The organism is Mesorhizobium sp. B2-3-15, from assembly GCF_006442875.1.
Classification (GTDB): Bacteria; Pseudomonadota; Alphaproteobacteria; order Rhizobiales; family Rhizobiaceae; genus Mesorhizobium; species Mesorhizobium australicum.
In genome coordinates, this window is sequence record NZ_VFVO01000007.1 from 180,100 (window position 1) to 200,124 (window position 20,025).

Genomic DNA, 20,025 nt, shown 5'->3' on the forward strand with positions numbered 1-20,025 from the left:
AATTTTGATCAGATCAGTTGTGCGCGGCACGGGCGCCGCGCTGCCCCGCCGCATCATGAAGAATGCCGATTTTGAAGGTATGGTCGAGACCTCCGACGAGTGGATCGCTCAGCGCACCGGCATCCGCCAGCGCCATATCGCGGCTGATGACGAGACGACGGCTTCGCTGGGCGAGGCCGCGGCGCGTGCCGCCCTTGCTGATGCGGGATTGACCCCGGGCGACATCGATCTGGTCGTGCTGGCGACCTCGACCCCCAACAACACGTTCCCGGCTACCGCGGTCGAGATCCAGAACCGGCTCGGCATGCAGCACGGTTTTGCCTTCGACATGCAGGCGGTATGCTCGGGTTTCGTCTATGCGGTGACGACAGCCGATCTCTACATCCGCGGTGGCCTTGCAAAGCGCGTGCTGGTGATAGGCTCGGAGACCTTCTCACGCATCCTCGACTGGAGCGATCGCTCGACCTGCGTGCTGTTCGGCGATGGCGCCGGTGCGGTCGTTCTGGAAGCCGGTGAGGGGGCCGGCACGATCGCCGATCGCGGCGTCCTGGCGGCCAGCCTGCGTTCCGACGGCTCGCACAAGGAAAAGCTTTTCGTCGACGGCGGACCGTCGACGACGGGCACGGTCGGTCATCTGCGCATGGAGGGACGCGAGGTCTTCAAGCACGCGGTCGGCATGATCACCGATGTCATCGAGGCGACCTTCTCGGCCGCCGGTATTACCGCCGACGATCTCGACTGGTTCGTGCCTCACCAGGCCAATAAACGGATTATTGACGCTTCAGCCAAAAAGCTCGGGATAGCTGAGCAAAAGGTGGTGGTGACCGTCGATTTGCACGGTAACACGTCGGCTGCTTCCGTACCGCTGGCGCTGTCGGTGGCCGTCGCCGACGGCCGCATCAAGAAGGGAGATCTGGTGCTCCTGGAGGCGATGGGCGGCGGCTTCACCTGGGGCGCCGTTCTGGTTCGCTGGTAAGTGCAGAACGGTCCGGTTTCGGTCCTTGACCTTGCCGGATCAATTACTTAGGCTCTGCCGTTGTTGTGCCGATTTTATGTTTGAGCTGATGGGACGGTCGCATGGGGGGAAAGACACTTACGCGCGCCGACCTTGCCGAGGCCGTCTACCGAAAGGTCGGTCTGTCGCGCACTGAATCCGCCGAACTCGTCGAGGCGGTGCTGGATGAAATCTGCGAAGCGATCGTGCGCGGCGAGACGGTGAAGCTGTCGTCCTTCGCGACATTTCATGTCCGCTCCAAGAATGAGCGGATCGGGCGCAATCCCAAGACCGGGGAGGAAGTACCGATCCTGCCGCGCCGGGTGATGACCTTCAAATCGTCCAACGTCCTGAAGAACCGCATCCTGCGTTCCCACCAGAACAGCAAGGCCAAGGGCGGCAAATAGCCTCCATTGCACGGTTGAAAACCGGCTCCGCGACAACGGCGGACTTGAATATTGCTTCACAAACCGCTGAAATAAGACCCGATTCGGCAGCATGGCCGGATGGGTGTTCTGGCTTGTGATCGATTCCGCACCTGCGGAACAAGCTCTTCTCATTGTTGAGCGGGATCTCGTCGGAGCACCGTTCCGGGCTACACGCCAGCGTGAGGATTTCGCCCATGGACAAGAGCCCTGACGCCTTCCGCACCATCAGCGAGGTCGCTGAAGATCTCGACCTGCCACAGCATGTGCTGCGTTTCTGGGAGACGCGCTTCAACCAGATCAAGCCGATGAAGCGTGGCGGCGGCCGCCGCTACTACCGGCCGCAGGATGTCGAACTGATCAAGGGCATCCGCCATATGCTCTATGACCAGGGCTACACCATCAAGGGCGTGCAAAAGCTGCTGCGGGAAAACGGCAATCATTTCCTGGTCGCCATCGGCAATGGCGACATGGCCGCCGTCGAGGCGATCTCGCAGCGCAAGCAGGCCGATCAGGTGCCGTTGACGCCGGCAGCCCAGCCGCGCGGCGGAGATGACGAACTGGTTGGCCAGCCAAGGGTCAAGCCCAGCCGCCGCTTTTTCGGCCTGGGCAAGGGCGACGAGGAAGGTCCGGTTGCGCCGGACGCGTCGAAGCTCTCGCGTGACAACCGCGCGCTGCTGCAGGAAGCGCTGTTTGACCTCCTGGAATGCAAGCGCCTGCTCGACCAGGTGCGCTGACCGCCGCGAAGCGCTTTAAAGCCTCGAAACTGGAACTCGCTTTGGGGTGAGGCGTTACGTTTCCTTCTGCAAGACAAGGAAACGCATGATGGCATCATTTTCGACCCTTTCGGACATCGACCTCGAAAAGCAGGTCGCGGCTCTCTCGAGGGAACTCGCCGCGTTGCGCAAGGCAGTGTCGAAGCGGGGTGGCGCTTACTATGAAGACGGCCGTGATGCTGCTCTTGATACGTATTCGGATCTTGCGGAGCGTCTGCGCGATGCCATGCCGGCAATCCGCAAACAGGGCAGGGTGATCGAGAAATCGGCACGCGAACATCCGGCGGCGGCCGCAGCGGTCGGCCTTGTCGTACTCGGTCTGGTCGCCAGCCTGCTGTTCAGCCGGCGCTGACTGCTACCCAAGAATTTCCAGAGAGAAAATGGCGGCTCGCCCTCCGGCGCGGCCGCTATTCCCATTGACGTCAGCGGTTTGCGATACCGCTCCGGAATCTGGCCGAAGCGCGTCGGCGTAGAGGCGCACGGCACCGCTGTGCTGCCGGTGCAGAAAGGCGGATCGATCGATCCGCCACAGCCGCTCGATTCCGCGGCGATGGCCGGGTTTGTCCAGTAGTCCCGGCCTGGCATTGTGACCAGGAGAAAACCAGCCTTGGACAAGAAGCCAGGGCTGGTCTTCTCGTTGCGGTGCTTAGGCCTTGTTGCCCATCTTCTTCATGTGATGATGGTGGTGGCGATGATGGTGACGGTGATGATGGTGGTGACGATGGTGATGATGCTTTGCCATTGAGGCCGCGTCCGCGCTTGTCGCGCCGACCACCGGCACCGCGAAAGCGATTGCAGCTGCAAGCCCGAGGGCCGAGAGGAGGGATTTCTTCATTGGATCGTTTCCTTTTTTGCAAGCAGGTACGATCGGGCCGATATCCCGACCGCCGCGAACGGAATTACGCTCCTGAATTTTTTCGTCAGTATTTCCCGATTGTAGAATCTTGTTTCTGAACTGTTTCCCAGGAACCGGCTTCCTGCCCCATGATTGCCAGGGCCGAAGCCGGCTGCTTTGGCTTACATGGGCGGGATCACACCATTGTTTCCGACCACGACGCGGCTGGAACTCAGCGTGCCGTCCGCCTCGCGCTGAGCGGTAACGAAGACCGTCGCACTTGGTTTGAGATCGGTCGGGGCGGCCGGCGCGAAAGTCACGACAGGCGTTCCGTCGGGGATCGAGATATTCTTCGTCTGCCCATTGTCATAGGTCAGCGTCACGGCACGCCCGTTTATGTCGGTGACGTCCGCGACGGTGCCGTTGGTCATGCGGCTGTTCGGCTCCAGGTCCCAGGGGCGATCACCCTCTCCAGTGCCTTTCAAGGCCGCTGGAAAGACCACCACTTCCAGCGCGCCGCTGCCGCCGTCAGCCTTGGAGACGGAGGCGATGCCGACGAAATCGCCCTGCTTGATGTCTTTTACCGATGCGTTGGCGACGCCTGAAAGCTTCCAGCCGTCTTTCAGCTTGATCGCGGCCGTGTCGCCTTGACGGGTTTTCACGGTCAGCAGCGACGGCTCGAAACTGACCACCGTGCCGCGCACGCGCAATGTGTCCGCCGCCTGCGCGCTGGCCATGACGATGCCGGAAAGCATGGAAATCGTGCCGAGCACGAGGAGAGGTGTCTTGAGGCTCATTGGAGTATCCTTTGGGAAAGGCTGGCTGGAAGGAATGGTTCACGCCAGCGACGTCGAGATAACGAACGGGTGGGGCGAAACTGCCGGGCAAAACCCGCTCGCGCGTTCAAAACAACTTGATCGGGACAGGGCGTGGCAGCCCCATGGCATCCGGGTCACGATGCCGTGACGGCCAGATTGGCGCTTGGCAAATCGCTGGCGAGAGGGCATCTTCCTGCTCGTCTCAGGCAACATCCCATTTTGATCAAACGCTTTCAGCCAACGGAGTTGCCAATGCCCAACAATGCAAAAAGCCACGCCCCCTCCGAACCATTAGCCAACGAGATCGGACCGGACTACAACGCCCTCAGGGCAATGCGGGAAACGCGCGGGTACAGCCTCGAAGCGCTTTCGCTGACCTGCGGCCTCTCGGTCGAAGAAATCGAGGATATCGAGAGCGGCCGGGCGGCCGACCCGGCGAAGCTGCGTCGTATTGCGTCCGCGCTTCGTCTGCCGCAGGAAGCTCCTATTGCTTCCGCCGTACCGACGCTGGCCGCACAAGGCCGGCCTCAGGCATAGAATCGGCGCCAGGCATGCGCGAGAAACCCGCCAAGGTCCGCTTGGCGGGCTTCTTGTGGATGCCATGGCGTTCGCCTGCAGGCCGGGCTTGCCGATTTGCAGAACTTGCCGGTTTGCAGATTGCACGTGTCCATATGCGCGGCACCCATCCGCGCCAATCGCATCCGCCGTGCAGCGGGTCTGAACCGTGAGTTTTTCGACATGAGCCTGGATTCCGTCGGTGCCTTCTTCGCGGCTCGCGCGCCTGATATCGAGGTCGTCGTCACGCAATCAAGTTCGGCGACGGTGGCGCTGGCGGCGGAGGCGCATGGTGTGTTGCCGGCGCAGATCGCCAAGACGATCTGCCTTCGCGTCGGCGAGCGCACCATGCTGGTCGTGACCAGCGGCATCGCCAGGCTCGACAACCGCAAGTTCAAGGACCAGTTTGGCGGCAAGCCACGCATGCTGGACGCGCAAGAGGTTGTCGCTGCCACGAGTCATCCGGTCGGCGGTGTCTGCCCGTTCGGCCTGCCGTCGCCGCTGCCGGTTTATTGCGACGTCTCGCTGCGCCAATTCGACGAAGTCGTCCCCGCCGCCGGCGCCACCAATGCCGCTGTCCGGATTGTACCACAGCGCATGGCCGATCTTACCGGTGCCGAGTGGGTCGATGTGTGCCAAGCGTAGCGCCGGATCCAATCCAGAGCCGGCGGGCAAAGGAACACGCGATTCGAAAATTGGGTGATGCGGCAGGGCGGACTTTTGGGGGCAAGTCCTGCTTCAAAATGGTCGGAGTGGCCGGATTCGAACCGACGACCCCTTGACCCCCAGTCAAGTGCGCTACCGGGCTGCGCTACACTCCGGACCGGTCGCGATGTATCGTGATAACCCGGCTCGGGTCAACCGAAATTCGGCGTTAATCGTGCCGGTGCCGATGTGATGGCTGGTGGACCCGGCAATACCGGCCGCAATAGCCGCTGATGGCGGTATTCGAGCGCTATGGCGCCCCAGATCAAGCCGAGCAGTAGATACATATGGCGCCAGTGGTCGATGTCGATGAAGGTGCCGAGCCCGACATTGCCGATGAAGGCGACGTAGGCGCATAGGAGGTAAGGCTGCCATGGCCGGTCACGCAGCAGGATGCGGAATCCGGCTGAGATCGTCCAGATGACCAGCGTCAGGAACGAGACGAAGCCGAGCCAGCCATAGTCCATCAGCATCTTCAGCCAGATGTCGTGTGTGTCCTCGCCGAAGATCGTGCCGAAGACCAGCGGCCCGATGCCGAACGGGTGCTCCATCGCCATCTGGAAACCGAGCGTGTAGCGGGCAAAGCGGCCCAGGCGTGCGGTGTCGTAGCTCTGTTCCAGATGCGCGCGGTTGGAGAACATCTCCGACACGCCGGGCAGTTGCAAGATGACGACGATGGCGATGGCCAGCAGCGACAGCGCGGCGATCGTCATGATCACCACCCGGAGCCGGAAAATGCCGCTGGCGCTCTGCAGGAACAGGCAGCCGGTGAGCAGGATGGCCGAGACCGCGAACATGCCCCAGGCACCACGCGAGAAGGAGAAGAAGATGCCGGCGCTGATGATCAGCAGCGGCACAGCCAGCAGCGGCATGCGCGTGACTGGGCCCGTCAGCAGCAAATAGAGCAGATAGATGCCGGGCAGCACCAGGAACGGCCCGAACACATTCGGGTCCTGGAAGGCGCCGGCGGCGCGGTCGTATTTGGTGAAAATTTCGGCACCGGGGAAGGCGTGGAAATAGCCCGCTATGCCAAGCAGCGACGTCGCCACCGCCGAAACGACATAGGCATTGAAGATCAGCCGGTAGAGGTTCGGCTGCGTGGCCGTAACCGATGCGAAAAACACCGCGCTGAAAGCGAGAAACAGCGACACGGCAAGATAAAGCGGGGTGTTGGCGAGATCCGCCATCTGCGTCATGGAAATCATGCCGCCGATGTTCATCGTCACCAGCAGCACCAGAAGCGGCATGGCCGCGCGCGATATCCTCAGGCCGAACAGCGCCCAGATGGCGATCAGCGCGGCCATGTAGATTTCGTAAGGCGCCGGCTCGCTGATGACGAAGCCCGACAGAAGAATGCCGAGCACGACCGCGCTCGAGGAGATCAGCGTGATCAGCTTGGCGTTGACCGCCGCACGCGGCAGATCATGGCTGATCGCGCTCAATAGGCGTTTTCCGTGTTCAAGAGCCGGACCGGCGTCAGGAACAGGATCCGCAGGTCGAAAAGCAGCGACCAGTTCTCGATGTAGTAGAGGTCGTATTCCGTCCGCATGCGGATCTTTTCATTGGTGTCCATCTCGCCGCGCCAGCCATTGATCTGCGCCCAGCCGGTGACCCCGGGCTTGACCTTGTGGCGCGCGAAATAGCCGTCGACCACCTCGTTGTAGAGCAGGTTGTGCGACTGCGCGGCAATGGCGTGCGGGCGCGGACCGATGAGCGACAGTGAGCCCAGCAGCGAGTTGAAGAACTGCGGCAGTTCGTCGATAGAGGTCTTGCGGATGAAGCGGCCGACACGGGTGACGCGCGGATCGTTCTTGGTCACCGTCTGCTTGGCGGTCGGATCCGACCGGTCGGTGTACATGGAGCGGAACTTGTAGACCTCGATGATCTCGTTGTTGAAGCCATGCCGCTTCTGCTTGAACAGCACCGGTCCCTTGCTGTCGAGCTTGATGGCGATCGCGGCGGCCAGCATGACAGGCGAGAACACGACGATGCCGATGAGGCTGAAGATGATGTCGAAGGCGCGCTTGGCGACCGAATCCCAATCGTTGATCGGCTTGTCGAAGATGTCGAGCATCGGTACTGAACCGATGTAAGAATAGGCGCGCGGACGGAATTGCAGCGCGTTGGAATGCGCCGACAGCCGGATGTCGACCGGCAGCACCCACAGTTTCTTCAGCAATTGCAGCACGCGCGATTCGGCGGTTAGCGGCAACGACACGATCAGCATGTCGATGCGGGCAATGCGGGCGAATTCGATCAGTTCCGAAATCGTGCCGAGCTTGGGATAACCGGCGACGAGGGATGGCGAACGCTTGTCGTTGCGATCATCGAAGATGCCGCAGATGCGGATGTCGTTGTAAGGCTGCTTTTCCACCGAGCGGATAAGCACTTCCGCCGCCTTGCCGCCGCCGACGATGACGGCGCGCCGTTCCATGCTGCCATCGCGCGCCCAGCGCCGGATCAGCCTCGACATCACCAGCCTGAGACCGTAGAGGCAGATGAAGGCGACGACGAACCAGGTGCCGAACAGCAGGCGCGAATAGTCTTGCGACATCTTCATGGCGAATGCCGTCAGCGCCATCAGCGCGAAGGTGCCGGCCCAGACCAGCAGGATGCGCCCAAAATTGGCGAGCGGCCGCATCAGGGACACCACCTGGTAGCAATCGGTGACATCGAGCAGCACCACGGCGAGGAACGATGCGGCGGCGATCGTCAGCGGATATTGCCAGGCGAGATAATTGAAGAATCCGACATAGTAGAAATAGACGCCGAGCCCCGAAACGAACAGCACCGCGAATTCGACCATGCGCAGCACGCCGCTGACCATGATCGGCGACATCGTATCGCGCCGGTATTGCGACGCGACCTGCCGGGCAACGTCGTTCATGCCGCCGGGCTTGTCGCCATCGGCAGGCCCGTCGAAGTGACGCACCGCTTCTGATGAAAAGCGGTGCGCGGGGTCGATCTCGTTCATGGAACAGTCCGCAAGCTTCCCAAGGTGATTAGCAAAAGAGAGCTAAGAAACCCTTGAAACAACCTGTGGCTTTGGAAGGGCCCGAGCTAACTTGCGAGCGCGGCGAAGTAGGCCTTCTCGATTTCGGCGGCCATGACGTCGGCGCCGAAGCGCGCCCTGAGCGTGGATTCGTCAGGCATCAATCGGCGATAGGTGGCAAGGTCGCCCAGCGCCTGGCTCATTTTGTCGGCGAGCTCGGCCGGATCCGGGCGAATCAGGGCGGGGGAGCTTGGACCGAAAATCTCCGGTATGCCGCCGACCGAGGTCGCGATAACAGGTCTTGCCGCGGCAAGTGCCTCCAGCACGGTATAGGGCATGGCTTCCGCGCGCGAGGGAACGACGACGAGCGCCCCCAGCACAAAGGCCTCCCGGGCCGGCATTGGCGGCAGGAAACGGACATTGTCTTCAAGCCCGAGGCGTTTCACCTGCGCGTGGTAGCGGGGCAGGTCGTCGCCGTCGCCGACCATCACCGCACTCGGTGCGCGGCCGAGCCGGGGAGCGGCGGCGGCCAGGGCATCGATGAAGATATCCGGGCCCTTGAGGTCCCGCATCATGCCAATATAGAGCAAATCAGCCGCATCGGCCCTGGCCGCTACAGGCTCGAATTCGGTGGTGCGAAGTCCATTGTAGACCAGCGTGTTCGGGATCGGCGGTTCGCCCACCTTCCTGCGGTAGGTCCGCCGCTCGTAGTCGGAGACGAACAGCAGGCAATCGGTGAAGCGCGCCATGAGATACTCGAGCGCGAAGAACAGCTTTCCGGTGGCTGTGTTCTCGTCATAGTGGAGAGAGCCGCCATGCGGCGAATAGAGGCGGGCTACGCGAGACCTTGATACCCGCAACAATGAGCCGAACAGACGGGCATAGGCGCCACCCTTGGCGCCATGTCCGTGCAGCACGTCCGGCCGCAATTCCTTGATGATCCTGTAGGTGCGCCGGGCCGAGGCGAGGTCGCCCGGGCCGACGTGACGCTGCATTGGCGTACGATGAACGCCGAGCGCCAGCATGTCCTTCATCTGCCCGAAAAGATGCTCCTCGAATTCACCGCCGGTGGTCGAGTCGCAGACGATGCCGACCATGTGGCCGGCGGCGACCTGCGCTTCCGCCAGGTCGCGCACGTGCCGGAAAATTCCTCCCACCGGTGAGCGAAAGCAGTGGACGATCCTGAGCTTGTCCGCCACGAGGTGTCTGTCAGAACAGACGTTCGCGGACGTAGACGGTATCTCCCGGCAGCAGGGGATCGGAGGTGACCACACGGCCAGTTATCACCTTGCCGTTGATATCGCGGGTGATGTCGACGCTCTCCTGGTTGGCGCGTGGCGTGAAGCCCCCGGCAATGGCGATGGCCTTCTGCACCGTCAGGCCGGGCACGTAGGAATACTGGCCGGCGGCGCCCACTTCGCCCATGACGAAGATCGGCCGGTAACGATCGATCTCGACCGAGACGTCGGGGTCGCGCAGATAGCCCTGCCGCAATTTGTCGGCGATCTCCTTTTCCATCTGCTGGGCGGTATGGCCCCGTGCCGGTATGGCGCCGACGAGCGGGAAGGAGATATAACCGGATTGGTCGACGCTGTAGCTGTTGGTCAGGCCCTCCTGTTCGAACACAGTGACGCGGACCCGGTCGCCTGCGCCGAGGCGATAGGGCTGTTCGAGGACCTCGTGGAAGGCGGCCGGCGTCGGCCGGTAGCTGGAACAGCCGGCGAGCATCGAAACGGCAAGCAGTGCGCGAAACAGGGAAGCAGTGCTTTTCATGACCGGACAGGTACCTTCGACTGGCCGCTGCGATGTCGCAGCAAACATCTGGGATCGGGTCCGTTATCATCCTGTTAGGGTTAATGGCCGGTAAAGGAGCGCGCCAATAGCGTTTTAGCAGGCAAGGTTTTGCTATTTTATCGATTTTTTGTCGGCCCCGGCAAAATCCTAACGGAAGCTTACCGTGGTCTTAACGGCTGGGTTACCATAGTTGTTTACGGTGCATGCTGATCCAGTTTCGGAGTAGGGATGCATGTCCGTTCAATCCGCGGCCGCAGACGTCGACGTTGATCTTAGGCAGCTCTTCGCCAGCCTGGGACGCAACTGGCTGCGGATTCTGGTCTTCGTTCTGGTGGTGACTGGGCTTGCCTTCGTGGCTGCATCGTTCGCGACCCGCCATTACAAGGCCCAGACGCAGGTGGAGATCGCCCCGCGAGAATCGGTCTACACGCGGCCCGCCAGCAGCAATCCAGACAGCGACAAGCCGATCCTCGACGAGCAGGGCGTTGCTACCCAGGTCCAGATAATTTCGTCCAACGAGATCCTCAAGCAGGTCGCGCAGAAGCTCGGCCTGTCGCGACTGCCCGAGTTTGACGAGACGATCAACATGTCGTCGCTGAGGCGCGTGCTGATCCTGCTTGGCCTTAAGAACGACCCGATGGATGTTCCGGCCGATGAACGTGTCCTGAAGAAGATGCGCGAGAAGCTCAACGTCTACGGCGTTGAAAAGACTCGCATCATTGCCATCGAGTTCTCCTCGGAAGATCCGAAGCTCGCGGCCGCCATCCCCGATGCCATTGCCGCCGCGTACATTGCGGGGCAGGGCGCGGCCAAGAGCGAATCGAACACCGCCGCCGCCGACTTCCTGGCGCCCGAGATCGCCGACCTGTCCAAGCAGGTCAGGGATGCCGAAGCCAAGGTCGCGGCTTACCGCTCGCAGTCCGACCTCCTGATGGGCGGCAACAATTCCACCCTGGCCACCCAGCAATTGGCCGAGCTGTCGACCGAGTTGTCGCGGGTGCGGGCCAACCGGGCCGCGGCCGAAGGCACGGCCGAGAGCGTGCGCAAGGCGCTGCAGAACGGCGGATCGCTGGATTCGCTGCCGGAAGTGCTGTCTTCCGATCTGATCCAGCGCTTGCGGGAGCGCCAGGTCGAGCTGCGCGCCAACATCGCCGATCTGTCGACGACGCTGCTCGACAATCATCCGCGTGTTCGCGCGGCCAAATCGCAACTGGCCGATCTCGACGCGCAGATCCGCAGCGAAGCCCAGAAGATCATGAAGGGCCTGGCGATGCAGGCCGATGCCGCCAAGGCGCGCGAAAGCCAGCTCGTCGCCGACGTCAACACGCTCAAGGCTGCTTCGGCGCAGGCCGGTGAGCAGCAGGTCGGTCTCGACGCGCTGCAGCGCGATGCCGCCGCCAAGCGCCAGCAGCTCGAACTCTACCTGACCAATTATCGCGAGGCGGCGTCGCGTCAGGATCGCAACTATATCCCGGTCGACGCCCGCATCGCCTCACCGGCTTCGGTCCCCGCAGAGCCATACTTCCCCAAGGTCGGGCCGATCGTCGGTGCTGCCGCCGCGGCTTCCCTTCTGCTGGCGGCCGTGTTCACGCTGCTGCGGGAGCTTTTCTCGGGCCGTGCCATGCGCCCGGCCAGGGGCGCGCGGTTTGAACCGATCGACGAGGTGACGATGCCGCCGGCCGCCTATCAGGAGCCGTCCACCGGCCGCGAACCGGCTGTCGCCACTGAGCGCGCCACTCGCACCGCCGACGTATCATGGCCCGAAACGGTCACGGAAACTCCGGCGCAGCCGCGGCCTGCCGCCGAGTTCGGGCCCGTCGCCAAAGCGGAGCCTATCGCCGAGCCTGAACCGTTGGCCAAATCCGAATCCTTGACCAAATCTGGACCCGTGGCAGAGCCTGAGCCCATGGCTGAGCCGGAACCCGTGGAGGTTCGGCGGCCGCGCTCCGTGCTCGGCGAGATCGACGTCGAGAAGGCAGCCGAGAAGCTGATCGCCAGCGGGGCCGCGCGCGCCATATTCGTTTCCCCCGAGGGCGATGAAGCGGCGGCGTCGGCGATCCTGGTGGCGCGCGAGGTTTCCGACGCCGGACTGCGCGTCCTGCTGCTCGACCTCACTGCCTCAGGGGCTGCCTCGCGCCCGATGCTGGACAGCGGGCTTTTCCCCGGCATCACCAATCTGCTGGCGTCGCAGGCGCAGTTCAGCGACGTGATCCATGGCGACCTCTATTCCGACTGCCATGTCATCCCCGTCGGCACCGCCGATCCGGTCCGTGCCATGCGTGCCGCCGATCGGCTGCCGATCATAATGCAGTCGTTGACAACAGCCTACGATCTGGTGGTGGTCGAGTGCGGGCCGGCCGATGCACAAGGCATCAGCCGTTTGGGCGGCGAGGCCACCGAGGTGTTCTTGTCCATGCTGGAGGCCGACGACGAGGTGACGCAGGCCGCGGTCAAGCTGATCGAGAGCGGCTATCCCGACCTGACGCTGGTGACGCCGCTCGGCCACGAGCCGCCAGGCAATCCGGTGCCGGGGCGGCGTTCGGCTGCTTGAGATAACAGCTGTTCAGAGGCCCATCAGGTCTATTCGAGTTCCAGCGTCGTCACATCGAATATCCTGTTGGCGTATTGGGGCTAGTTTTCGTCTTCCGTGGGCACGGGCGCTGTCTGTCCAACGGCCTTGCGGCGCAGCAGCTTGGTGAGCTTCCAGATTGCCGGGCTGTTCTTGACAAAGGCCTTCAGCCGCGCGCCCTGCCGAAGCGCCTGTCCCAGCGCACGGCCCTTGAGCGTCAGCGGGACGAGGACCTCGAAATGCCGGGTTTCGATATCGCACCATAGCCGCTTGTAAGGTTCGTCTCCGACGGAGAAATCATAAACCGCGAACCCGCTCCGGCAGGCATCCTGGATGTTGTCGAAGAACAGGAAGTCCCCCGGGCTGGTGTGGGCAAGATCATCCTCGGCGATCGCTCCGAACTCGCAGATCAGCCGCCTGCCCGAGCGGCTCGCTCCGGTGACGGCGCGCAGCTTGCCGGCGACTTCCAGCCCGTGCAGCACGAAGCAAGGCTTGTCCTCGCCAAGTGCTTGCTTGAACAGCCCCCGGAAGAAGGCGCGTGTCTGGTCGTCACCGAAGACGTTGGCGATGCCCATCTTGCGGAAGCGCTGTTCCTTCATCTCGAAGAACGCGTCGAGCAGCCTCTCCACGTCGTCGGCACTGCTCGCCTCGATGCGCCGGTAGCTACCGACAGCCTCGAACTTGCGTGTCTGCGAACGATGCTTCTTGCGTTTGCGCTTGCCGCTGGCACGCAGCAGCAGCGCATCGAATCCGCCGCTGAGATCGACGGCCAGTGAAAGATTGGGGCTGGCGAAGTGATCGAGCGATGCCAGCGGATTGGCGGTGCCGTCGAGATCGGGCAGCAATCTTTCCAGCGCGATGAGATCGATATCGGGCCGGAATCTGGCGATCGCCGCGAGCATCGACTGGATGGCTGTGAGGTCGCCGCTGGCCAGCCATTGCGGTTCGGCGGCGCAGAAATTGCCATTGGCGTGGCGGCCGCCCATGAACTGGGCGACCCGCAACGGCCCGCGCTTGACCACCTCCAACGCCAGTGCGAGGGCCGGCTTGCCCTCCAGTTCCAGCGTGGCAATGAGCAGGTCGGGCCTGACCTCGGCGGCCCAGTTCAACACCCATGCCGCACTTTGCGCTGGAGCACAGAGCGCCGAACGACAGAACGTCGCATATGCCGCGAGCCCCTCGGCGGCGGCAATGGAAACCGACGGCCCCGCGGCATTTCTGGGTAGTGTGCGTGGCGTGGCCTGGCTCGCCGCGAGCCGCTTGCCATCAAATGACGCGGTTGCGTCAACCATACCTCAATCCTTAAGGCGTATTGATCCCGATTTGGGGGGCGCTCGGGCGTATTCCGTGCTTGGTTAGCCTAGGCGCAAAAGGTGAATGAATGATCGACGGTGGGGAGGCAATCCGGAAACTGGCGCTCAACGTCGCCCGTTATACCGGCCTCGCACCGCTGGCCAGGCCGTTTGTCGGCGGCATCGGCGCCATCCTGATGCTGCATCGCGTGACGGCGACCCCCGAAAAGCCCGAGAGCGTCAACCGACACCTCAACATCGCGCCCAGTTTCCTCGATGCCGTGATCGCCGACATGAAAGCGGGCGGCTATGCCTTCGTTTCGATGGATGAAGCGGTGGAGCGTATCAAGGCAGGCGGCAAGGGCGGCCGGTTCGCCACCATCACCGCCGACGATGCCTATCGCGACAACATGACCGAGGCCCTGCCGGTGCTGGAAAAGCATGGCGCGCCGCTTACCATCTATGTGGCGCCCGGGCTGATCGATGGCTCCGCCCACCTTTGGTGGGATGTGGTGGAGGATATCGTCAATGCATGCGACCGCCTGACCCTCGCCACATCGAACGGCCCTGCGGTGATCGATTGCGGGACCCCCGCCAGGAAACATCAGGCCATCGCCCGCCTGCATGCCTATTTCACCAGCGAGGTCCGCGAGGAAGACCTGCGGAGCGTGCTGCGCGGTCTCGCCGCGTCGCATGGTGTCGACGCCGACGCCCCGCGCCTGCGCACGCTGATGACCTGGGATGAGATCCGCACCGTCGCCGCGCACCCTCTGGTGGCGATAGGCGCCCACACGATCAACCACAGCAACCTGAAGCGGCTTTCCGAGGCCGATGCGCGGCGCGAGATCGGCGCCGTCAAGGACATGTTGCGGACCGGGCTTGGCGAGGAGCCGCGCCATTTCGCCTATCCCTATGGCTATGCCAGCGCCGTCGGCTGCCGCGAAGTGGGCTTTGCGCGCGACGCCTGCTATGCCTCCGCCGTGACCACCCGCCACGGCGTGCTGCGCGCCGAACATGCCGGCTTCCTGCATGCCTTGCCGCGCATTTCGGTCAATGGCCGCTACCAGAGCCTCGCCCACATCCGCACCATGCTGTCGGGCGTGACGACCCCGCTCGCCAATGCCGGCAAGATGCTCGTTACTATCTGACATACGGCCTGGCCGGGCAGGGCTCAGCGCTTAGTCCGCGGCTCCAGCATCAGCCATTTGATGATGCCCATTGCCGGCAGCACCCAGAGCAGGCCGCTGACGAGGAAGAACAGGAATTGCACCAGTGCGCCCGATTCCGACAGGCGGGCAACGGCGAAGATCGAGGCGACCAGCGCGTAGATGATGACCAGCGCCAACAGCAGGAACATTCCGATCAGTTTTTTCAGGCGAATGGGCATGTCTTGGCCTCGTTGATGGCTACCGCTTAGGCCGAACGCAAGGCACGCGCAACCCACGACACCGGGCGCGACGGCGTGCCGCGCTGCGCGGCCTTGCCAGCAGGAGTGCGATGGTTCACCAATCCGCGACATTCAACCTGCCGGGACATATCCATGGCCGCCATCACCGCCGCCGCGCCTTATCAGGCCCGCGACCGCGACCTGCACAACCGGGCACTCGTGCGCGGCTGGCTCTACGTCGTGCTCCTGGTGCTGTTCGCGCTGGTGCTGGTTGGCGGCGCCACGCGGTTGACCGAATCCGGCCTTTCGATCACCGAATGGCAGCCGATCCATGGCGTCGTCCCGCCGCTCAACGACGCCGAGTGGCAGGAGGAATTCCAGCGCTATCAACAGATCCCGCAATACGCCGAACTCAACAAGGGCATGAGCGTCGAGGCGTTCAAGTCGATCTTCTGGTGGGAATGGGCGCATCGCCTGCTGGCGCGCAGCGTCGGCCTGGTCTTTGCCTTGCCGCTGCTGGTCTTCTGGGCGACGCGTCGCATCGAGCGCGGCCTTGGGCCGAAACTGGTCGGCATTCTGCTTCTCGGCGGCCTGCAGGGGGCCATCGGCTGGTGGATGGTGGCGTCCGGCCTGGTCGATCGCGTGTCGGTGAGCCAGTACAGGCTGGCGACGCATCTCACGCTGGCGGCACTTATCTTTACCGCGACCATGGTCGTCGCGCGTGGCCTTGCGCCGCATTCCGAGCCCGCGGCCGATCGCTCGACGCAGCGGCTGGCTGGTTTCATCGTGCTTCTGGCGCTGGTCCAGATCTATCTCGGCGGCCTGGTTGCCGGTCTCGACGCCGGCATGAGCTACAACACCTGGCCGCTGATGGACGGCCGGCTTATCCCCGGCGATCTGCTCGTCCTCGAGCCGGCGTGGCGCAATTTCTTCGAAAGTCCGAAAACGGTGCAGTTCATCCACCGGCTTGGCGCCTATACGGTCTTCGCCGTCGCGCTCTGGCACATGATCGCCACGCGTCTGCGTCTGCCCGGCTCAACGCATGCGCGACGCGCGACACTGTTGTTCGGTCTGGTGCTGGTGCAGGCTTCGATCGGTATTGGTACGCTGCTGATGCAGGTGCCCCTGCACATGGCGCTGACCCATCAGGCTTTCGCGCTCGTCGTGCTGGGCTTTGCCGCCGCGCATTGGCGCGGTACCAAGGGCGCCTATCCCTTACCCAACGAGATTGCCGTCGGACGTTGAGTGCAGCCGATCACATCCAGAATTCGTTCGACTGGGTCGTCTTCTCGCCGTCGAATTCAGCCTGACGCAGTGCGGCGGCGGATGGTGCCGATTTGTCCTGGTCGGCCTGGCCGCCTGGTCCTGATTTGCCTTGGCAACCCTGTCAGCGGCCTTGAGCGCATCGAGCCTGGCCTGGGCGACGGCGATATGCACCTGGCGGTCTGGGGAGCCGTCCTCGAGCCGCACCTTCCAGATGCCGCTCGAAAAGGTCTCGGCCATGAGTTCCGGTTCGCTGACCTTCGAGCGCGCTGGAAAGGCTGGTGCATCCATCAGAGACCGAGCATCAGGTCCATGTTCTGGACGGCCGCACCCGAAGCGCCCTTGCCGAGATTGTCGTAGACCGCCAGCAGCAGCGCCTGGGCTCTGCTGTCGTTGGCAAAGACATAGACCTTCATGCGGTTGGTGCCGTTGTAGATCTCCGGATCGATGTCAGGCACGCGTTCCAGATGTGCATAGGGCGCCACCTCGACCACGCCGCCATGGATCGCGGCGAAATGGTCCGCAATGGCGGCGTGAAGTTCGGCACCCGTCGGCACGCGGTCGAGGCCACCGAGCTGCAACGGCACCACCGTGATCATGCCTTGCGCGAAATTGCCCACCGCCGGCTGCATGATCGGATCATGCGACAGCTTCGCATAGGCCTTCAATTCCGGCACGTGCTTGTGCTGCAGGGTCAGGCCATAGGGCAGGAATTCCGAAGCGTCCTCGCCCTTGGCGACATAATCCTCGATCATCGGGCGCCCACCGCCCGAATAGCCCGTAATACCGTTGACCGCGATCGGGAAACTGGCCGGCAGCAGGCCTGCGGTGACCAGTGGCCTGAGCGTTGCGATCGGCCCCTGCGGCCAGCAGCCGGGATTGGCGACGCGCTTGGCCGTGGCGATCTTTTTCGCCTGCTCCTTGTCCAGTTCGGCGAAGCCATATTCCCAGCCTTCGGCCACGCGATGCGCGGTCGACGCATCGATGACCTTGGTGGTTTCATTGGCGATCAGCGAGACGCTTTCCTTGGCCGCATCGTCGGGCAGGCATAGGATCGCGATATCGGCGGCGTTGAGGAATTCGGCGCGGGCGGCCGTTTCCTTGCGGCGCTCGACCGGGATGGAAATGATCTCCAGATCGCCGCGCTCGGCAAGCAGCGCCCGGATCTGGAGGCCGGTGGTGCCGTGCTCGCCATCGATGAAGATTTTCGGTTTCATTGCCTGATCAAATTCCCTGATATCTCGAAACTATATGCCGTTGCCATGATTGACCGTGGCGCCATTGTGGTTGCCGTTGTTCAGCTCCTCGAGCCGGGCCTTTCGCTCGGCCAGCAGACCGAGATATTGCATGGCCACCATCGAGCCGGCGATCGCCGTTATATCGGCGTGATCGTAGGCCGGCGCAACCTCCACGACATCGGCCCCGACAATATCGACCTGGTTCAGCTGGCGCAGCGTCGACAGGATCTTCGCCGACGACGGGCCGCCCGAAACCGGCGTGCCGGTTCCCGGCGCATAGGCCGGATCCAGGCAGTCGATATCGAAGGTCAGATAGGTCTTCTTGCCACCGGTGCGATCGACGATCGCGTAGGCGATGTCGGAGGCGCGCATTTCCTCGATTTCATGACCATGGAGAATCTTGATGCCGAATGTGTCGGGCGCATGGGTGCGAATGCCGATCTGGATCGAGCGATCGGGATCGATGATGCCTTCCTTGACCGCGCGGCCGACGAAGGAACCATGGTCGATGCGCTTGCCGTCATCGGGCCATGTGTCCTGATGGGCGTCGAACTGCACCAAGGCCAGCGGTCCGTGGATGGCGGCGTGCGCCTTGAGCAGCGGCCAGGTGACGAAATGGTCGCCACCAAGCGTCAGCAGGAAGGCGCCCGATTTCAGGATCTTGGCCGCCTCGCGCTCGATCGTGCCGGGCGTCTTCTGATGGTTGCCCGAATCGAGCAGGCAATCGCCATAATCGACCACGGCAAGGTGTTCGAACAGATCGCGCGAGAACGGGTATTGCGGGTCGTTGTCGAGGATCGCGGAGGCGCGACGGATCGCCTGCGGCCCAAACCGGGCGCCCGGTCGGTTGGTGACGGCGGCGTCGAAGGGAATGCCCCACACCACCGCATCCGCGCCCTTCACGTCCTTGGTGTATTTGCGCCGCATGAAAGACAGCGCGCCGGAGTAGGTCGGCTCGAGGGCGCCACCCGTTTTGGAGCGGGCGGTGAAGGCATGGTCGATGGTGTTGGTCGCCATTACGGGTCCTCGTTTTCATCGGGGTGCAACAACTACAGAACCGGCATGGAAGATGCCAGTCACGGCTTGGGGAGACGAAACCGCGCCGCCCGGGTGCCACGGCAAGACAGGACTTGTATCATCATGACGCAGACCGCGTTTCTTAATCCGTCGGATGCCGTGGTGTCGACCCACACCGGTACGATCGCCGGCGATCGGTTCCGGGTTCTCGATTCGTGGCGCGGCATCTGCGCGCTGCTGGTGGCGCTGTTTCATTTCCCGACCGCCTCGACGGTCTCGCAGAGCAGCTTTATCGGTTCGTCCTATCTCTTCGTCGACTTCTTCTTCGTCCTTTCCGGCTTCGTCATCGCCTCCAGCTATGCCGATCGACTCGGCCGCACTCAGGAGGTCTGCCGCTTCGCGCTGGTCCGTTTCGGCCGCATCTATCCGCTGCATCTGGTCATGATTGCCGCCTTTGCCGCCTTCGAGCTGCTGCGGCTCGTGCTGCCGCAGCTGCATGGCACGGGTGCTGCTCCTTTCACCGGTGGCTTCGACCTCAGGAGCTTGGCTGCCAATCTCCTTTTGCTGCAAGGTGTCGGCTTCGAGGATCGGTTGACCTGGAACGCCCCGAGCTGGAGCATCTCGGCCGAGTTCTTTGCCTATCTCCTGTTTGCCGGCGTGCTCTTCATCGCCGGCGCGCGCGCCTGGATATGGTTCGTCGCCGCCGCTGTCACCGCGCCGCTGTTCCTGCTCGGCTTCTCCACGCATCATATGGATGTGTCCTATGATTTCGGCTTCATCCGCTGCCTCTACGGCTTCTCGCTGGGCGCCCTGCTGGCCTGGTTTCAGCATGATTCCATTGCAGGAGCGCGACAGGTTCTGGCCGCAAACGGCCCGAGGATGAGCTGGACTGTTGCCGAAATCGTCATGGTGGTCGTCATCGCTCTCTTTGTCTCGCTGGCGGGCGACAATGACGCCGGCATCGCCGCGCCCCTGGTGTTCGCCTTGGCGCTGTTTCTCTTCGCCCATGAAGGCGGCTGGATCAGCGCGTTGCTGAGGACGCCGTTGATGCTGACGCTCGGCGCGCTGTCCTATTCGATCTACATGGTCCACATCTTCGTTCAGGCGCGCCTGATCAATGTCGCCGGGCTGGTCGAGCGCAAACTCGGCCTCGGCCTGGTTGGCGACATCGTACTGCGTGGCGAGCCCGCGACCGGCTTTGGCGCCGGCTGGACGGGGACCGTGGCGATCGTCGTCATGCTTCTTACCACCATAGGTGTCTCTTGGATCACCTGGCGTTTCGTCGAGATGCCTGCGATGGCCTGGTTCCGCCGGCTGTCGAAACGCATCTGAGGCGAGATATCGCGGCAACCGCTAGCCGGCTTC

At 63.1% G+C, this 20,025-nt stretch carries 20 protein-coding genes, 1 tRNA gene and 1 pseudogene; 11 read left to right on the forward strand and 11 right to left on the reverse strand.

Annotation, left to right across the window (positions count from 1 at the left end; translation table 11 throughout):
- Positions 1-4: 4 nt before the first annotated feature.
- The 5 genes from FJ954_RS16205 (at position 5) to FJ954_RS31575 (ending at position 2,940) form a co-directional block, all read left to right on the forward strand.
- Complete coding sequence (locus tag FJ954_RS16205; RefSeq protein WP_015318229.1) at positions 5-976, forward strand: beta-ketoacyl-ACP synthase III; 972 nt, start codon at positions 5-7, stop codon at positions 974-976.
- Positions 977-1,077: 101 nt separating this feature from the next.
- The gene (locus tag FJ954_RS16210) at positions 1,078-1,401 is read left to right on the forward strand and encodes an integration host factor subunit alpha (RefSeq protein ID WP_010915609.1); all 324 of its coding nucleotides are present in this window, start codon (positions 1,078-1,080) and stop codon (positions 1,399-1,401) included.
- 215 nt (positions 1,402-1,616) lie between these two features.
- Positions 1,617-2,156 (forward strand): MerR family transcriptional regulator, encoded by a 540-nt coding sequence (locus FJ954_RS16215; RefSeq protein WP_015318228.1) that lies wholly within the window; start codon positions 1,617-1,619, stop codon positions 2,154-2,156.
- Between the two features lie 88 nt (positions 2,157-2,244).
- A complete protein-coding gene (locus tag FJ954_RS16220) occupies positions 2,245-2,547 on the forward strand; it encodes a hypothetical protein (RefSeq protein WP_015318227.1) in 303 nt (100 codons plus the stop codon).
- A 255-nt stretch (positions 2,548-2,802) separates the two neighbouring features.
- The gene (locus tag FJ954_RS31575) at positions 2,803-2,940 is read left to right on the forward strand and encodes a hypothetical protein (RefSeq protein ID WP_157163662.1); all 138 of its coding nucleotides are present in this window, start codon (positions 2,803-2,805) and stop codon (positions 2,938-2,940) included.
- Positions 2,941-3,212: 272 nt separating this feature from the next.
- Here the strand turns inward: FJ954_RS31575 and FJ954_RS16225 are convergent, their stop codons facing one another.
- Positions 3,213-3,827: a hypothetical protein gene (locus tag FJ954_RS16225; RefSeq protein ID WP_140661952.1), complete on the reverse strand. Its 615-nt coding sequence runs from the start codon at positions 3,825-3,827 to the stop codon at positions 3,213-3,215.
- Positions 3,828-4,100: 273 nt separating this feature from the next.
- Between FJ954_RS16225 and FJ954_RS16230 the strand changes: the two genes are divergently transcribed.
- Together FJ954_RS16230 and FJ954_RS16235 are read left to right on the forward strand one after the other, a co-directional pair.
- Positions 4,101-4,385 (forward strand): helix-turn-helix transcriptional regulator, encoded by a 285-nt coding sequence (locus FJ954_RS16230; RefSeq protein WP_015318224.1) that lies wholly within the window; start codon positions 4,101-4,103, stop codon positions 4,383-4,385.
- Between the two features lie 201 nt (positions 4,386-4,586).
- Positions 4,587-5,048 carry a YbaK/EbsC family protein gene (locus FJ954_RS16235; RefSeq protein ID WP_140617044.1) on the forward strand — a complete coding sequence of 154 codons (462 nt, stop codon included), beginning with the start codon at positions 4,587-4,589 and terminating at the stop codon, positions 5,046-5,048.
- A 99-nt stretch (positions 5,049-5,147) separates the two neighbouring features.
- On the opposite strand, the gene FJ954_RS16240 is transcribed toward FJ954_RS16235, so the two are convergent.
- The 5 genes from FJ954_RS16240 to FJ954_RS16260 all read right to left on the reverse strand — a co-directional run bounded on the left by FJ954_RS16240 (position 5,148) and on the right by FJ954_RS16260 (position 9,873).
- Positions 5,148-5,224 (reverse strand) — tRNA-Pro (locus FJ954_RS16240).
- A 36-nt stretch (positions 5,225-5,260) separates the two neighbouring features.
- On the reverse strand, positions 5,261-6,550 hold the full coding sequence (locus tag FJ954_RS16245; RefSeq protein ID WP_140661953.1) for an O-antigen ligase family protein: 1,290 nt from the start codon (positions 6,548-6,550) through the stop codon (positions 5,261-5,263).
- Positions 6,547-8,082: an undecaprenyl-phosphate glucose phosphotransferase gene (locus tag FJ954_RS16250; protein ID WP_140617042.1), complete on the reverse strand. Its 1,536-nt coding sequence runs from the start codon at positions 8,080-8,082 to the stop codon at positions 6,547-6,549. The genes FJ954_RS16245 and FJ954_RS16250 overlap by 4 nt, the downstream gene beginning before the upstream one ends.
- Before the next feature lie 86 nt (positions 8,083-8,168).
- Positions 8,169-9,299, reverse strand: a complete 1,131-nt coding sequence (locus FJ954_RS16255) for a glycosyltransferase (protein WP_140661954.1) — start codon at positions 9,297-9,299, stop codon at positions 8,169-8,171.
- Positions 9,300-9,309: 10 nt separating this feature from the next.
- Entirely contained in the window at positions 9,310-9,873 is a 564-nt protein-coding gene (locus FJ954_RS16260) for a polysaccharide biosynthesis/export family protein (RefSeq protein WP_041163468.1), read from the reverse strand.
- Between the two features lie 253 nt (positions 9,874-10,126).
- On the opposite strand from FJ954_RS16260, the gene FJ954_RS16265 reads away from it, so the two are divergent.
- Positions 10,127-12,445: an exopolysaccharide transport family protein gene (locus FJ954_RS16265; protein WP_140661955.1), complete on the forward strand. Its 2,319-nt coding sequence runs from the start codon at positions 10,127-10,129 to the stop codon at positions 12,443-12,445.
- Between the two features lie 80 nt (positions 12,446-12,525).
- Here FJ954_RS16265 and FJ954_RS16270 read toward each other — a convergent pair whose 3' ends face one another.
- Positions 12,526-13,755 carry a GNAT family N-acetyltransferase gene (locus tag FJ954_RS16270; protein ID WP_140661956.1) on the reverse strand — a complete coding sequence of 410 codons (1,230 nt, stop codon included), beginning with the start codon at positions 13,753-13,755 and terminating at the stop codon, positions 12,526-12,528.
- A gap of 89 nt (positions 13,756-13,844) precedes the next feature.
- Between FJ954_RS16270 and FJ954_RS16275 the strand changes: the two genes are divergently transcribed.
- Positions 13,845-14,903, forward strand: a complete 1,059-nt coding sequence (locus FJ954_RS16275; protein ID WP_140661957.1) for a polysaccharide deacetylase family protein — start codon at positions 13,845-13,847, stop codon at positions 14,901-14,903.
- 23 nt (positions 14,904-14,926) lie between these two features.
- On the opposite strand, the gene FJ954_RS16280 is transcribed toward FJ954_RS16275, so the two are convergent.
- A complete protein-coding gene (locus FJ954_RS16280; RefSeq protein WP_015318215.1) occupies positions 14,927-15,142 on the reverse strand; it encodes a DUF2842 domain-containing protein in 216 nt (71 codons plus the stop codon).
- Positions 15,143-15,295: 153 nt separating this feature from the next.
- Between FJ954_RS16280 and FJ954_RS16285 the strand changes: the two genes are divergently transcribed.
- Positions 15,296-16,387, forward strand: a complete 1,092-nt coding sequence (locus FJ954_RS16285; RefSeq protein WP_140661958.1) for a COX15/CtaA family protein — start codon at positions 15,296-15,298, stop codon at positions 16,385-16,387.
- 201 nt (positions 16,388-16,588) lie between these two features.
- Here the strand turns inward: FJ954_RS16285 and FJ954_RS32370 are convergent.
- The 3 genes and pseudogenes from FJ954_RS32370 to speB all read right to left on the reverse strand — a co-directional run.
- Positions 16,589-16,696: pseudogene (locus FJ954_RS32370) on the reverse strand (3'-kinase); the annotation flags it as partial.
- Complete coding sequence (argC, locus tag FJ954_RS16295; RefSeq protein WP_140661959.1) at positions 16,696-17,622, reverse strand: N-acetyl-gamma-glutamyl-phosphate reductase; 927 nt, start codon at positions 17,620-17,622, stop codon at positions 16,696-16,698. The gene argC and the pseudogene FJ954_RS32370, both read right to left, overlap by 1 nt.
- 30 nt (positions 17,623-17,652) lie before the next feature.
- Positions 17,653-18,660, reverse strand: coding sequence for an agmatinase (gene speB, locus FJ954_RS16300; RefSeq protein WP_015318212.1), 1,008 nt, complete (start codon positions 18,658-18,660; stop codon positions 17,653-17,655).
- Between the two features lie 123 nt (positions 18,661-18,783).
- On the opposite strand from speB, the gene FJ954_RS16305 reads away from it, so the two are divergent.
- Entirely contained in the window at positions 18,784-19,992 is a 1,209-nt protein-coding gene (locus FJ954_RS16305) for an acyltransferase (RefSeq protein WP_140661960.1), read from the forward strand.
- The last annotated feature ends 33 nt before the right edge of the window (positions 19,993-20,025 follow it).